Source organism: Acinetobacter sp. AS23 (genome assembly GCF_023612055.1).
In the GTDB taxonomy this organism is placed as follows: Bacteria; Pseudomonadota; Gammaproteobacteria; order Pseudomonadales; family Moraxellaceae; genus Acinetobacter; species Acinetobacter oleivorans.
The window spans coordinates 1,759,300-1,774,203 of the sequence record NZ_CP082274.1; the positions used below are offsets into that span (position 1 = coordinate 1,759,300).

The following is a 14,904-nucleotide window of genomic DNA, read 5'->3' on the forward strand; positions in this document are numbered from 1 at the left end:
CCAGTTGAACTGGATATTACGTTATTGAATAAGGATAAAAAGTTTAAGAATGATTAATGACAATATGTATTGCTGAAACTTCAGAACGGTCAGAGACTATTTATCTCTGACCGTACACAGTACTTTTAATACTTTCCGTTGAAGTTTGCGCTAATTCTTTGTTTTAAATATTCTTTAGCTGTAATGGCCGGATATTTCTTTTGTGGCCCTTCAATGATCATATCTTCATTGGCTTGGCAGAAGAATGCCAAACTATAACGTGCCCCTTGATATTCATTTGTTTCAGGATTTTTAACACGATGAAAATTAGAAGGCAGTTGATCATCGCTCCAACGCGTGAGCATATCACCGATATTACAGGTAATTACATCATCACGTGGCTCAATGCTGGTCCATTGTTGTTGTTCCATATCTTTACCCGGACAAACTTGCAGGCCACCTTGTCCTTTACGTTGGAACAGTAGCGTTAAACAGTCAAAATCTGTATGCGCTCCTGCACGCCATAGACCTAATTGATCTTTAAGAGCAGGGTCAATTGCATAGTAGTGCAGCATTCTTAAAGTACTTTGGTAGCTTTCTTGATCAGGGTCATGAGCAAGAGTAAAGAAGTTATCGGCAAAGCCTAGTTTATAAGCAAAGCAAGATAAAATTTTCATGCCGACTTGCCAGCATGCATGTTCAAACTCCAACATGGTATCTTTAAAATTAGGTAACTCCTCTTGACTAGGATAAAGACCTTCCATACGTGGGCGGGTAATTTGATAAGACTCTTTTTGGTCTGGTGTGCTGGTCGATGGACGAACCTGTGCCTTACTTTCCCAACCTGCATTGCGATTGAGTGGGTAGTGAGCTTTAATCGATTCTGGCAGATTAAAAAACTGTTGTGTCATTTCAAATGCAGTTTGAATCTGCTCAAGTGGAACGCCATGATTCGATACTTGAAAGAAGCCAATATCGGTAGCTGCTGACCAGAGTTGGTCCGCAATTTCATATTTACGTTGTTCAAAATTAGATAAATCAATGACCCGGACTTCCCGTTCAAAGGTCTCTTGACCCAAAGCTCCCATACGAGCTTCTTTTTGCAGTTCTTCTAAGCTGTAGTCATTTTCAGCTACTGGAGTCATATTGGCGCTATTCATATTTCAACCTCATATTTTGGATAATCGTGACCCAATCAAATAGATTGAAATAGATGGGTCACATTCAAAAAAGAGCCACACGTTCTTAATAAAAGATAACTTTATGTAAAGAACATGAACTGTTTTCTGAGCAATGACCCACATAGCAATTAATATTACTACTATGCTGAACGCTTCTACTCTGACATAGAGCATGTAGCACTTTTTATGCCAATTTCTAAGGATAGGTTATGAACTTGGGATGGGGAGAGCAATATTGCATTTATAGAGGAATCAGCGATGAATAATCAAAAAGCTCTTATGCTAGAAAAGCACCTGTGAAGTGCATTAATGATGACCTAGTGCACCACTAAGCCGCATATAAAACAAATTAATTAACGCAGTTTGTTCATTGAGGCATGATTAAAAATAAGCCCAAATTAGATTATTACTATGAAAAATAAAATGAAATCAAAATTGGCACAGAGCTTGCTAATTCATTCCTGAGTATAAGCGGTCAGTGTGTGGTAAACATGCGGGACATTGCTCTACAGCGTTTGCTGTTCCTCTTTTGGGGACAAAACCATCTTGGTTTTGAGAGAAATGTGCATTTGATACATTGATTGCCCCCCTAAAAAGAATAGCAAAATAAATCAATACAGATTTAGGGGGCTTATTTATGAATATTCAGCACTATGTAGGCAAAGGGCGACGTACTGTTATTGTAAGTGCATTATTGGGGCTAGGAACAATTTTCAGTTCAACCAGTTATGCTGCCGATAAACTTGTTCTACAAACCACGTGGTATGCACAAGCCGAGCAAGGTGGATATTATCAGGCACTTGCACAAGGGATTTATAAAAAATACGGACTCGATGTCGATATTAAAATTGGTGGGCCACAGGTCAATAATATGACCTTACTATTGTCCAAACGTGCCGACATTATAATTAATTATGATTTACAAGTCTTGAAGGGTATTGAAAGTAATTTTCCAATCAAAGCAGTTGCGGCACCATTTCAGTTTGACCCACAAGGTGTATTAACTCATAGCGATGTAAAGTCTTTGGCGGACTTAAAAGGCAAAACAATTCTTGTTTCAACCAGTGGGCAAGCAAGCTGGTGGCCATGGTTAAAAGGGAAATATAAATTAAATGCAGCGCAGGCTCGCCCTTATACCTTCAATATGCAGCCATTTTTAGCTGGCAAAAATGTGGCACAGCAAGCCTATGCAACCTCTGAAGTCTTTCAGGCAAAAAAAGCAGAGCCTTCAAGTAATTTCTTTTTATTTGCTGATGCTGGCTATCCAGCTTATGGCGGTATTTTAGTTACACGCAATGATGTGATTCAAAACAAACCAGATGTTGTGCGTCGTTTTGTTCAGGCATCGATGGAAGGATGGAAAAACTATTTAGCTGATCCTCGATTAGGGAATAGTCTGATTAAAAAAGAAAACCCAAATATGAAAGATGATCTGCTGGCCTTTGCAGTAGGTCAAATGCGCAAACTCAAATTGATTGATGGAGGAGATGCTAAAACACAAGGAATCGGGGTCATGACCGATGCGCGTTGGAAAGCCACACGAGATTTTATGGTGAACGCTGGTTTGTTAAAAGCTCAAACCAACTGGAAAACTGCTTATACCACACAGTTTGTTAAAACTGCCAAGTAGTCAGGGTTATAGGGTTAAGAAATAAGGCATTCGCGCGGAGGGGAAACCATATGAATTCTGCATTAACAATCGATACTTCTATACATGAATCTTCAAATTTTATTACGCCAATGATTATGGTCAGAGGAGTAGAAAAGACCTATCCAAATGGCACTAATGCTTTACAGCGTTTGGATTTAAATATTGCACGTGGTGAGATTATTTCATTACTTGGACCGTCAGGTTGCGGGAAAAGTACTTTACTAAAAATGTTTGCCGATCTGGAGAAACCTTCTGCGGGACTAGTGCGTTGGAATGGCAAGGCCGAGATTCAATCACAATGCAAAATGGCAATGGTCTTTCAAGAAGCAACCCTGATGCCTTGGGCTAATATTGCAGAAAATGTACGCTTACCTTTGGATTTGCAGCATATTTCGAAATCAACTAGTACACCAAAAGTTACGGCCGCGTTAAAGGCCGTTGGTTTAGAAAACTTTAGTCAGGCTTATCCCCGCGAACTTTCAGGGGGCATGCAAATGCGTGCCTCTTTGGCTCGTGCATTAGTGACTGAACCAGATTTACTGTTAATGGATGAGCCCTTCGGAGCTTTAGATGAATTTACTCGCCATAAACTTGACAGTGATATTCGTCAATTATGGTCTGAGCGAGATTTAACCGTAGTTTTTGTTACTCATAGCATCTATGAAGCAGTGTATTTATCTTCTCGGGTCATTGTGATGGGGGCACGACCAGGACGTGTGGTGGCTGACCTTGAAATTGAGGGGCCTTATGTGCGTGATGAAGCTTTCCGTAGTTCTGAAGTCTTTATTCAACAATGTTCACATCTATCCCAAGTATTAGCTGAGGCAAGCGGAGGGCATGGTCATGATTAAACCATTAATGGAACATCCAAAGTTACAACGTATTGCAGCTCCACTAGGGTTAGGTCTGATTTTCCTACTAGTTTGGCAGTTGAGTTTTCAACAGCTTGAAGTACCTGTCTATGTCGTACCAAAACCCAGCGATATTGTTATGGCAATGATTAAAGAGTCCAGTGTGTTATTTGGAAGCTTGTTGATCACACTAAAAATTACCTTATTGGCTTTTGTCTGTGCTGTAGTCATTGGCACCTTGATCGCTTTCGTCTTTGTACAAAGCCGTGTAGTAGAAGCCTGTTTTATGCCTTATGCCATTTTATTTCAGGTGACCCCAATTGTCGCTATTGCCCCTCTGGTGATTATCTGGATTCAAAATACAACATTAGCATTAGTAGTCTGTGCCATGTTAGTTGCAGTATTTCCGATATTGACCAACACCACTTTAGGTCTACGTAGTGTTAACAAAGGTTTGCTTAATCTTTTTCAGATCAATAAAGCCAGTCGTTGGCAAATTTTAATGCGCTTACGTGTGCCGAATGCTTTGCCTTATTTCTTTGGTGGGTTGCGTATTTCTTCTGGTTTGGCACTTATTGGCGCCGTGGTTTCTGAGTTTGTGGCTGGAGCTGGTGGGACTAGTGCAGGTTTGGCTTACCAAATTTTGCAAGCAGGTTTTCAGCTCGATTTACCATTAATGTTTGCAGCATTATTTCTTATCACGTGCACAGGCTTGGGTTTATTTGTGCTGATGTCTTTATTAAGTCATTTCTTTTTAAGTAAATGGCATGAGAGTGAACAAGTATGAGTCCTGATCTTTCAAATAATAGTTCTTTAAATCATCGCTATTTAATCAAAAATGCTTATGCCATTTTGACTGGGTTATCGGGGGGTGCAGCACGTTCTTCATTTACTGATATCCGTATTCAAGACGGTAAAATTATTGAATTGGGACAACTGACCGCACAACCGAATGAACAAATTATCGATGCGAAAGACTGTGTAATTTATCCAGCTTGGGTAAATACTCATCATCATTTATTTCAATCTTTATTGAAGGGAGAACCGCAAGGTTTAAATCAAAACCTAACCTCATGGCTTGCCAGTACACCCTATAGATTTCGTGGTGCATTCGATGAAGCCACATTTCGGGTGGCAGTACGCATTGGGTTGATTGAATTATTAAGGTCAGGTTGTGCAACAGTAGCCGATCATCATTATCTTTACTGGCCACAAATGCCGTTCGATGGGGCTGCGATTTTATTTGATGAAGCTGAAAAGTTAGGCATGCGTTTTGTGTTATGCCGAGGTGGCGCAACTCTAACGCGTGGCTTGGAAAGTGAATTACCGCAAGCATTACGTCCTGAGAAATTTGAAGACTATATGGAGGATATAGAACTCCTAGTACAGCGATATCATCAACCGAGTTCAGATGCGTTGCGGAAAATCGTAATGGCACCCACCACAGCTTTGCATTCGACCACTGCACAGCAACTAAGAGAAAGCGCCAAGATTGCTAGACAATTGGGTATCCGCATGCATAGCCATTTATCTGAAACAGTAGATTATCTGGATGCGGCTAGAGCCAAATTTGGTATGACACCTGTACAGTTTTGTGCAGAGCAGGATTGGGTTGGAAGCGATGTCTGGTTTGCCCATTTGGTTAAGCTATTACCTGAAGAAATACAGCTGTTGGGCCAAACTCAAACAGGGATTGCACATTGCCCTCAGAGTAATGCACGTTTGGGGAGTGGTATTGCTGATCTTGTCAGTTTAGAACAAGCGGGTATGACTATTTCGATTGGAGTGGATGGTGCAGGCTCGAATGAAGCCGCAGATATGTTATCTGAAACCCATGCTGCATGGCTGTTACAACGGGCCAGAAAGGGCATGTCGGCTCTACCTCAATATGAGGGCGGGTTATTTGAAGGCGGAGCAGATGCTGCAAGTATTGAGGATATCATTCGTTGGGGAACCTTAGGTGGAGCTAAGATTTTAGGTTTAGATCAAGTTGGTTCAATTGAGGTTGGACAACAGGCAGATTTTGTAGTTTATCAATTAGATGATCCACGTTATTTCGGCTTACATGATAGGGCGATTGGTCCTGTGGCAAGTGGTGGGCGAGCACATATTAAAGCCATGTTTGTGGCTGGAAAAATGGTGGTAGAAAATGATCAAATTCCTGATGTTGATATGATGGAATTAGCTTGGCAAGCGAAGCAATCGGTGAAACTGTTGCAGCAGCGTAGTGTAGAAATGGCGAAAATAGCCTAACTTAGATATGTGATTAGACAATGATCAATTGATAGCTTTAAGTTTATTCTAAATTAAAGGGAGGCGGTAATCATACCGCCAAATATCAAAGAAGTTTAATGGGTAGGTTTAATACCACCTGAGCATCCTCAATAACATCTAAGCGGAGAATTCTCTAGCGTAGTTCTTATATATAAATAAGGTCAGAAGAGATGAAATATTTGTCTTTTTATAATTTTTAGAAAACGTATCTAGGGTATAAAACTATATAAAAAATAAGATCTTGAAAAAATATAAAATTATACTTATGAGTACAGCCAGAGATAAGCTGATCTAAAAACATTACTGATATGAAATAAAATGAATAGTAAGCTACTGTTTATTCCATAAAAAAACATCATAATTGGATATAACCTTTACTTATAAATATTGTCCTAAGCTATTATGAAAATTGAAGATATTGAAGCTTTTGTTTGTTTTGTCAATGTTCAATCTACCAGTCTGGCTGCCCAGCAATTAGGTATTTCACAACCTGCTATTACTAGAAGGATCCAAAATCTAGAATCAGATTTGGGATTACAACTTTTTGACCGTAATACGCGCCCTCTAAAATTGACTCAGCTAGGATTTCAAATTTTTGAGCAGTGTGCTCAGGTTACTGCTGAAATAGATGCATTAGGTCAACTAGTTAACAGCTATAAATTATCGACCCAAAACTTACGGATTGGTATAGCGACAAGTCTATCAGACACGATCTTGTCAGGTATTTTAGAAGACTTAAAGCAAAGTTATCCAACATTAAACTTAGAAATTAGCACAGGTTGGGGTATCGATTTATTAGATAAATTTAAGGAAAAAAAGCTAGATTGCATTTTTTCAACAACAGCGCAAACTTATGGGCAGAATGACCAGATAAACATGGAAATTTTAGGTCAGTTACAAATTGTGCCGACTGTTTCTAAAAAATTAAAAAAGATGTCTGTACAGCATCTTACCGATTGTCAGTCTTTAGGATGGATTCTTAATACTGAAGGGTGCGGTTTTCGCCAATATCTTGTATCGGAATATCATAAATTGAATCAGTTACCTAATATAAAAATTGAGGTTACAGGAACCAATTTGCAGATGAATTTATTGGCTCAAGGTCTTGGAGTAGGATTATTACCCAAAGAAGTTTTTGAAAAGAGTATTTATGCTGCTCAACTTACCTCAATCGAACTTACTGACTTCAATTTATCAGTGCAACTTTTTTATATGATTCAACCCGATTTGAATGAAGTCTATCAATCAATTTGCCAAGAGATGAGCCGTAAAGTACAGAGCATACTCGGATGGGGATGAAATAAAATATCAAGAAATTTTATTAAGCAAAAACAATATAAAAAGCATTAATTGAAGATAATGCTTTCGTTGGCGTCCGCAATGTTTTGAGCACCACTCATTCTTTTAGTATTCCATATTTTAATATTATTATATATTTAATATTTGTTTTTAACATATTAAGACCTGCCGTATTCTTATAAAAAATACATCGGGTTTAAATATGGCAATTCAAATTTTAGGAATGATCTGGCACCGTGAGGCATCTGAAATTATTCCAGCGACGAAAACTTTTGATAAAAATTATATTGTCAAAATTGCTCAGGCACATGAACAGGCAGGGTTTGACCGTATTCTATGTGGCTATTGGTCCGATCAGGCTGATGGTTTTTTAGTGACAGCCTATGCTGCTGCACATACGTCTAAAATAAAATTTTTACTAGCACATCGTCCGGGCTTTGTTTCTCCAACATTGGCAGCCCGTAAATTGGCAACCTTGGATCAGTTGACGGATGGACGTTTAGCACTACATGTTATTTCTGGTGGGAGTGATATCGATCAGAAAAAAGATGGAGATTTTTTAAATAAGCAAGAACGCTACGCACGTAGTGCCGAGTTCATCGAAGTTGTACAAAAAACATGGTATAGCCAAGAACCTTTTAGTTATGAAGGTGATTATTACCATGTAGTAGATGCTTATTCTGAAATTAAACCACTCCAAACACACTTACCAATTTATTTTGGAGGTTCTTCCATAGAAGCTTTACAAGTTGCCGCAAAACAGGTTGATATTTTTGCGCTTTGGGGAGAGCCTCTAGCGGGGGCCCAAGAGCAGGTTGAAACACTAAATCAGTTGGCAGCACAACATGAGCGCCAACTTGATTACAACATTTCATTTCGTCCAATTATTGCTGATAGTGAGTCCAGAGCTTGGGAAAAAGCGCAAGAAATTTATCAATTATCTAAAAAGCAATTAGAAAATTTTGGCTTGCAAGCTGCCAGAAAAAAACCACAAAGTACGGGTGGGCAACGTTTACTTGCAGCAGCTGGTCAAGGCGAACGTTTAGATACCAATTTATGGACTGGTATTACTTCTTTAGTTCAAGGCAGTTATAACTCCACGGCATTAGTGGGTACCCCAGAACAAGTTGCAGAGTCTATTTTGCAATATTACAAACTCGGCATTCATAGCGTATTGATACGTGGGTTTGATCCTGTTCAGGACGCAATTGATTATGGTCGAGAGCTATTGCCCCAAATCCGTGAAAAAACAGAAAAATATGATCAACAGCAACAGCTGATTTCGGCCTAATTAGAAAGGAAATAATAATGAATCACTATGGCAAAATTTTATTGGGTGTTTTTACAACAGCAATTTTAGTCGGTTGTACAAAAAAAGAGGCTTCACCTGAACATGCTCAGGCATCTGAAGTCAAAGCAAATAAGGGGCAGGCTGTGCTCAATATTGGTGATCAAAAAGGCAATATGCGTGCACAGCTTGAAGCATCTGGTGCTTTAAAAAATGTCTCATATAAAATCAATTGGTATGAATTTCCAGCTGCTGCACCAGTTGCAGAAGCATTAAAAGTAGATGCGATTGATATTGGTTATTTGGGTGATGCACCGTTTATTTTTGCCAATTCTAATGGGGGAACAGCCAAGGCTATTGCCGTGTATAAAGCAGATCCATATCCAGTTGCTATTTTAGTGCCACAGAATAGTCCAATTAAGTCTGCCAAAGATTTAAAGGGTAAAAGTTTAGCATTTAATAAAGGCTCAATTAGTCATCTTTTAACTTTAAAGGCCCTAGAACAACAAGGTCTGAAGCCTGAAGATGTGACGTTTAAATTTTTACCGCCTGCCGATGGAAAATTAGCTGTTGCCAATGGTTCAGTAGATGCTTGGGTAGTATGGGATCCATATACGGCATATGCTGAGCTTAAGGATCATTTTCGTGTTGTGGTTAATGGCCGTGGTTTGTATTCAGGTTATACCTTTTTAGCAGCCACAGATAAATCTTTAAAGGATCAGAGCAAACGTGTGGCAATTCAAGATTTCATCTATCGTTTAAAAGAGTCACAAGCTTGGGCAGGACAACACGGGGATGAGTTTGGTAAAGCTTATGCCAAAATCACTGGGCTACCAGAAGATGTGGGAATCAAAGCTTTTAAACGCCGTAATGCCTCGTGGGAGCCGATCGATAATGAAGTGATCAAAGTTTCTCAAGGAACTGCCGATTTTTATACCAAATATAAGCTGATTGATAAAAAGTTTGATGTGACATCTTCATTTGATACTGGTTTTAAAGTGGAGCAAAAATAAAGATGAGTCAGTTGCAACAAGTACTCCAGCCGTTGATTGAAAGAATTAAATATGGAATTTCACAGCAATTAGAAGATGTTGATCTCATACAATCTTTTATTCCAGAGTTTCGTAGATTGCTGCATTTAAATGATTGGTTGCCAAGCTCTTATCGGCAGCCGAACCCTGAACGCTATCAACAGTTTTTATTATATCGCGATCCGCAAGATCATTTTTCAATTGTCAGTTTTGTATGGGATAAGGGACAAACTACACCAATCCATAATCATGAAGTTTGGGGAGTCGTTGGTGTCCTGCAAGGTGAAGAAATCTCACAGCGCTATCAAAGAAATGCATTAGGGCATTTTGAGATCACAGGTGAACCAGATCACTTAAAAGTTGGCGAAATTGATTTTTTTACTCCAGCCTTGGGTGATGTGCATCAAGTGAGTAATGCGCTGTCCGATCAGGTTTCGATTAGCATCCACATTTATGGTGCAGATATTGGCAAAGTAGAACGCTATACCTTTGCTTTAGATGGCACAGCAAAGCGTTTTATTTCAGGTTATTCAAATCAGGAACATTAATATGACAACCAATATTCAAACTTATCAAGATATCCGCAAAAAGCTATTGGCTGGTCAAGAAATCGCACTAATTGATGTACGTGAAGAGGATCCATATGCTCAAGGTCATCCTTTGTTTGCTGCCAATATTTCACTTTCCAAATTTGAAGTAGAAATTCTCAATCGAATACCTCGTTTATTTACTGATATTGTTATTTATGACAATGGTGAGGGCTTGGCAGAACGGGCCTATCAACAGTTACAAGCATTAGGCTATCAGCAGATTTCATTATTGGATGGTGGTTTACAAGGCTGGAAAGATGCAGGCGGTGAAATTTTTATTGATGTCAATTCGGCAAGTAAAGCCTTTGGTGAATTTGTTGAACATCATAAAGGAACGCCGTCACTGTCAGCTCAAGAAGTCAAAAAATTAATTGATGATCAGGACAACATTGTCATTCTGGACGCTCGTCGTTTTGATGAATATCAAACCATGAGTATTCCGGGCGGTATCAGCGTACCTGGTGCTGAATTGGTACTCCATGCTAAAAATATTGTTAAAGATGAAAATACTAAAATTATTGTGAATTGTGCAGGGCGTACACGTAGTTTAATTGGTACACAGTCATTGATTAATGCCAAGATTGGACATGAAGTCTATGCTTTACGTAACGGTACGATTGGTTGGACATTGGCACAGCAGCAATTAGCTTTAGGACAACACCAACAATATACTAATTTTGCTAATAAAAATAATTCATCAGGTGTATTGGAGAATGCCAAACAATTAACCCAGCAGGCTGGTGTAAAAACGATTAGTTTGGAACAACTACAATTGTTCCAACAACAGAGTGAACGCACTACCTATGTTTTTGATGTACGGTCAGAAGAAGAATATATACAAGCGCATTTACCTAATAGCCGTTGGATTGGTGGTGGGCAACTAGTTCAGGAAACTGACCATTATGCGAGTGTACGCGGTGCCAGAATTGTACTCATTGATGATCAACTCGTCCGTGCTTATATGACTGCCTCTTGGTTGGCGCAAATGAATTGGGATGTCTACGTACTCGATGCGGATTTTCAGACAATATTTACCGAGCAAGGAGCATGGAAACCAGTTGTTCCGTTATTGCAAATAAAACATCGGATTACACCTGAACAATTGCAAGCATGGTTAGATGTCGGTGAAGAAGTCACTATTCTGGATTTTACAACTAGTGCAAACTATCAAAAAGGGCATATTCCTACTGCTCAATGGATCTTAAAAGCAGATATTGAACGTCTGTTTAATGAGAAAAAAATTCCAACAAACCATAAAATTGTTGTGACTTGTGGTACTAGTCTGTTAGCACAATATGCAGTATCTGCTCTTCAAGCTAAAATTTCAGAAAATGTTTATGTCTTGGAAGGCGGTAATCAGGCATGGGCAAAAACTTTTGTTTTGGAAACTGATAAACATGTGTACTTATCACCCCGCATAGATCGGTATAAACGCCCTTATGAAGGAACGGATAATTCTATCCAAGCTATGCAAGACTATTTAGAGTGGGAATATGGATTAGTTGCCCAACTGAATACAGATGGAACACATGGTTTCTTTGTAGTTTAGTTAAATATTTAACTAAGATATTGATAAAAATCATAATAGCTCTTTTAACGCGAAGAAGAGCTATTATGAAAATCAAAAGTATTAATCAAAACTTTTTCTTGAGATTTCTCTAAAAAAATCTTTTTGAAACTAAAGTAATAACTGTTGCCTGAAAAACAGTTATTCAACAATAAGCTATCACTTTTATGCACAGATAGAGAAAGATATTTTTGTAAGACATTGAAAATAATTATAAAAATATTTGGCATGTAAATTGAAATATAACAGCAATATTTTTTTATCTCATCGTTTAGCAATCGACGTTATGAGGGGGGTATTGCAAAAATGTCAGATTATTCGCAAAGTCTTATTTCACTGTTGGCATACCACGCAACAGCACGTCCAGATGCAATTGCATTAAGACATAAAAAGCTAGGTCTGTGGCAGCAGTGGTCATGGAAAAATTTACTAGAACTTAGCGCAAGATACGCGTCAGCGCTTTATGAGTATGGTTTTCAAAACAAGCAAACTTTTCTTATTGTCAGTGCTCCGAATATTGATGTAGTTGCTATTAGTCTGGCTATACAGGCTTTAGGTGGCGAAGTTCAATTGATTGACCAAAGTGTTGATACATTAAAAACAGAAGACTTTTTACGACACCTTGCGATTTTAAAGCCAGATTATATTCTCGTAGAAGAGCTAGAGCAGCTTGTTTCAATTGAGACATTACGTTATCACCCAATTTATATTTTTTATATTGAACAAAGCAAATTAAGTACATTTGAATATGACTATGTTGTATCTGTCGATAAGTTATTAAAAAATTCCAATGAGAAATATCGTATTGATTTTAAAAAGATTCAGCTCGAACCTGCACAAATTGCTTTTAGCTTTGAACGGATTGAATCTAATCAACGACTGAGAGTGCAATATTCTCATCAAGATTTGATTGCAGAGGCCAAACATTTAGTTCAAAACCACCACCTAGATCATCAAGAGGAAGCATTTGTCACACGTGCTTTTTCAAGTGTTGGTCACATTCGTTATCTATGGTCATCATGGCTACTTGCAGGTTTTAACTTAAATATTCCTGAGACCTTAAATACTCGCGATCAGGATAGACAGATTATTTCACCAACATTGATTTTAGGGACCAATGAAACCTATGCCCGTGTTGAGCAGTTAATTTATAACCGCTTACCAAGTGATAAATGGCTTGCCAAATATTACCAGCAAGCACTTCAAAAACAGAAAAATGAAGAAAAATTATCTTTCATTGATAAGTTTAGCTTTGCCTTATTTAAACAAGTCATTTTAGAAGAGTTGGGTTTTTCACATCTTAAAGTGGCTTTAACAGTGGGGCAGCCTGTAACGCTTGCAACACGAAATTTTTATCAAAGTTTAGGTGTGAAGTTACACGAATGGGGAGAATATGCCGAATGGCAAAGTACCCAATTGGACAATTCGCAGCTTCATTCTTTGCCAATAACAACAATAACTTAAGACGAGGAATATATGTCAGTATCATCTGTGGTATTGCTAGAAATTAAGGCAATTGATTTATCTTTTGGCTCTTCACAAGTGCTCAAGCAGCTTAGCTTAGAGGTGAGAGAGGGAGAGATTTATTCTTTAATTGGTCCCAATGGTGCCGGCAAAAGTTCGGTAATTAATATTATTAATGGCATTTATCAGCCGCAATCTGGTCAGATCATTTTTGCTGGTCAGGTTTTGCATAACTATAAGGCAAAGCATGCACCCTATTTAGGAATTGCACGTACCTTTCAAAATTTAGCACTCTTCAAGCAAATGTCGGTATTGGACAATGTCTTAACTGGACGAGTATTAAAAAGTCGTCACTCATTGCTAGGTGCATTATTGTCTTTACCAAGCACTCAAAAAAATGATGATTTACAGCGTTTTAAAGCTGAAGAAATTTTAAAACTGTTAAATCTACAAGAATACCGAGACCAATTAGTTAGCTCTCTGTCTTATGGTTTGCAAAAACGTGTGGAGTTGGCAAGAGCATTGGCAGCAGAACCTCAGTTTCTGCTTTTAGACGAGCCAATGGCGGGAATGAACCATGCTGAAAAACGAAGTATTGCCAAGTTTATTCAAAAGATAAATCAACAGTTGGATATAACCATTTTCATGATTGAGCATGATTTGGCTGTCGTTATGGATATTTCTGACCATATTGTGGTGCTGGACTATGGCAAAAAGATCGCAGAAGGCACTCCACAACAAATTCAAGAACATCCTGAAGTGCTGAACGCATATTTAGGGATTCAAGCCCTTGAAGCGCATTGAGCATATACAAATAAATTAAAAATAAGAGGTTAGTTTTTATATGTCATTTTTTCTAGAAGTCTTGCTAGGGGGTACGTTGGCAGGTGTCATGTATTCCTTGGTTGCCATAGGGTTTGTTTTGATTTATCGGGCATCGGGTGTTTTTAATTTTGCACAAGGTTCTTTGGTTTTATTTTCAGCCTTAACTTTTGTCAATTTAACTGAACGTGGCATTCCATTTGTGGTGGCTTTTATTGTCACGCTATTTGTCATTTTTGTGCTGGTACTACTGATCGATGCATTGATTTTAAAACATTTAATTAATCGCTCTGTCATTACATTGTTCATGGCAACTCTGGGTTTGAGTTATGTCATTGAGGGATTAGCTCAAACTGTATGGGGAACACAGGTCCATGGATTAGATCTGGGAATTTCTGATTCACCCATTAATTTCTTTGGCATCATGCTGAGTAAGTTTGATCTGTTCGCAACAGGTATTGCTGGAACATTGGTCATTATTTTATCTCTTTTATTTAGTAAAACTCGCTTTGGTATTTCACTACGTGCAGTTGCTGATGATCCTTTAGCCGCACAATCTGTGGGGATCCGTTTAAATCATATCTGGATATTGGTTTGGACAGTAGCAGGGTTTGTTGCATTAGTCGCTGGTTTGTTGTGGGGCGCACGTTTAGGTGTTCAATTCTCGCTTTCATTGGTTGTACTAAAGGCATTACCTGTACTGATTATTGGTGGTTTTACTTCGATTGCAGGTGCGATTTTAGCGGGCTTGATTGTGGGAGCAACCGAGAAACTAGCGGAGATTTATTTAGGCGGCATTATTGGCTCCGGAATTGAAAACTGGTTTCCCTATGTGCTGGCGATTCTCTTTTTATTGGTATACCCAACTGGTCTGTTTGGTCAGAAACAAGTGACGAGGGTATAAGCC

Annotated in this window: 13 protein-coding genes; 12 read left to right on the forward strand and 1 reads right to left on the reverse strand. The window is 38.6% G+C overall.

What is annotated here, in order from left to right; all coding sequences use genetic code 11:
• Positions 1-125: 125 nt before the first annotated feature.
• The gene (locus K6I41_RS08240) at positions 126-1,139 is read right to left on the reverse strand and encodes an isopenicillin N synthase family dioxygenase (RefSeq protein WP_250375594.1); all 1,014 of its coding nucleotides are present in this window, start codon (positions 1,137-1,139) and stop codon (positions 126-128) included.
• A 658-nt stretch (positions 1,140-1,797) separates the two neighbouring features.
• Here K6I41_RS08240 and K6I41_RS08245 point away from each other — a divergent pair.
• From K6I41_RS08245 to K6I41_RS08300, 12 genes are all read left to right on the forward strand, one after another.
• Positions 1,798-2,790 (forward strand): ABC transporter substrate-binding protein, encoded by a 993-nt coding sequence (locus K6I41_RS08245; protein ID WP_250375595.1) that lies wholly within the window; start codon positions 1,798-1,800, stop codon positions 2,788-2,790.
• 50 nt (positions 2,791-2,840) lie between these two features.
• Complete coding sequence (locus tag K6I41_RS08250; RefSeq protein WP_250375596.1) at positions 2,841-3,662, forward strand: ABC transporter ATP-binding protein; 822 nt, start codon at positions 2,841-2,843, stop codon at positions 3,660-3,662.
• Complete coding sequence (locus tag K6I41_RS08255; RefSeq protein WP_005305891.1) at positions 3,655-4,449, forward strand: ABC transporter permease; 795 nt, start codon at positions 3,655-3,657, stop codon at positions 4,447-4,449. Before K6I41_RS08250 ends, K6I41_RS08255 begins: the two co-directional genes overlap by 8 nt.
• Positions 4,446-5,915 (forward strand): amidohydrolase family protein, encoded by a 1,470-nt coding sequence (locus tag K6I41_RS08260; RefSeq protein ID WP_250375597.1) that lies wholly within the window; start codon positions 4,446-4,448, stop codon positions 5,913-5,915. Before K6I41_RS08255 ends, K6I41_RS08260 begins: the two co-directional genes overlap by 4 nt.
• Positions 5,916-6,338: 423 nt before the next feature.
• On the forward strand, positions 6,339-7,235 hold the full coding sequence (locus tag K6I41_RS08265) for a LysR family transcriptional regulator (RefSeq protein WP_005305883.1): 897 nt from the start codon (positions 6,339-6,341) through the stop codon (positions 7,233-7,235).
• Positions 7,236-7,437: 202 nt separating this feature from the next.
• Complete coding sequence (locus K6I41_RS08270; protein WP_013197709.1) at positions 7,438-8,526, forward strand: LLM class flavin-dependent oxidoreductase; 1,089 nt, start codon at positions 7,438-7,440, stop codon at positions 8,524-8,526.
• A 17-nt stretch (positions 8,527-8,543) separates the two neighbouring features.
• Positions 8,544-9,536, forward strand: a complete 993-nt coding sequence (locus tag K6I41_RS08275; RefSeq protein ID WP_250375598.1) for an ABC transporter substrate-binding protein — start codon at positions 8,544-8,546, stop codon at positions 9,534-9,536.
• A 2-nt stretch (positions 9,537-9,538) separates the two neighbouring features.
• Positions 9,539-10,102 carry a cysteine dioxygenase family protein gene (locus K6I41_RS08280; RefSeq protein WP_250375599.1) on the forward strand — a complete coding sequence of 188 codons (564 nt, stop codon included), beginning with the start codon at positions 9,539-9,541 and terminating at the stop codon, positions 10,100-10,102.
• A 1-nt stretch (position 10,103) separates the two neighbouring features.
• Positions 10,104-11,693, forward strand: coding sequence for a rhodanese-like domain-containing protein (locus K6I41_RS08285; RefSeq protein ID WP_250375600.1), 1,590 nt, complete (start codon positions 10,104-10,106; stop codon positions 11,691-11,693).
• Positions 11,694-12,017: 324 nt separating this feature from the next.
• Positions 12,018-13,175, forward strand: coding sequence for an acyl-CoA synthetase family protein (locus tag K6I41_RS08290; protein WP_250375601.1), 1,158 nt, complete (start codon positions 12,018-12,020; stop codon positions 13,173-13,175).
• Positions 13,176-13,187: 12 nt separating this feature from the next.
• Complete coding sequence (locus K6I41_RS08295; RefSeq protein WP_250375602.1) at positions 13,188-13,979, forward strand: ABC transporter ATP-binding protein; 792 nt, start codon at positions 13,188-13,190, stop codon at positions 13,977-13,979.
• A 40-nt stretch (positions 13,980-14,019) separates the two neighbouring features.
• Positions 14,020-14,901, forward strand: coding sequence for a branched-chain amino acid ABC transporter permease (locus K6I41_RS08300; protein ID WP_005305864.1), 882 nt, complete (start codon positions 14,020-14,022; stop codon positions 14,899-14,901).
• Positions 14,902-14,904: the final 3 nt, after the last annotated feature.